This window comes from Pararhodobacter sp. CCB-MM2, assembly GCF_001691415.1.
GTDB lineage: Bacteria > Pseudomonadota > Alphaproteobacteria > Rhodobacterales > Rhodobacteraceae > Pararhodobacter.
Genome location: NZ_LRRR01000083.1, coordinates 1 through 464, shown reverse-complemented (window position 1 = coordinate 464; position 464 = coordinate 1). Strand labels below are relative to the sequence as shown.

Genomic DNA, 464 nt, shown 5'->3' with positions numbered 1-464 from the left:
GCCCCGATGTCCGGGCGGCCCGGCGGGCGGGCGGTCCGCCGCAGTACGGACCCCGCGGTCCGGCGGGCGATCGAGGCCGCGCAGGCCGCCGCCCAGGTGCCTGACCACCCTCGTCTCGACCAGGTCTTCGACGTCTTCGCCGAGGCGGATTCGCTCTGGATAGTCAGCGAGCTCGTCGCGGCCCGGCCGCTCGCGGCGCTCCTCGCCGAGCGCCCCCTCACCCCCTACCGGGCCGCCGAGATCGGCTCCGACGTGCTCACCGCCCTGCGGGTGCTGCACGCCCACGGCTGGACCCACCGCAACATCACCGTGCGCACGGTTCTGGTCTGCGACGACGGGCGCGTCATGCTCACCGGCCTCGCGGCGGGCGCCGCCGAGGAGGCCCTCTGCGGGGACGCCCCCGCACCGCGGCCCGACGCCGATCCGGTGGCCGGGCCCACGACGTACCGCATTCCGGCCCCCGG

1 protein-coding gene is annotated in these 464 nt (G+C 77.4%); it reads left to right on the top strand.

The features are described 5' to 3' along the window. Positions 1-464, top strand: a 464-nt coding sequence (locus tag BCY78_RS24290) for a protein kinase (protein ID WP_145925760.1), incomplete at both ends; no start/stop codon positions are given.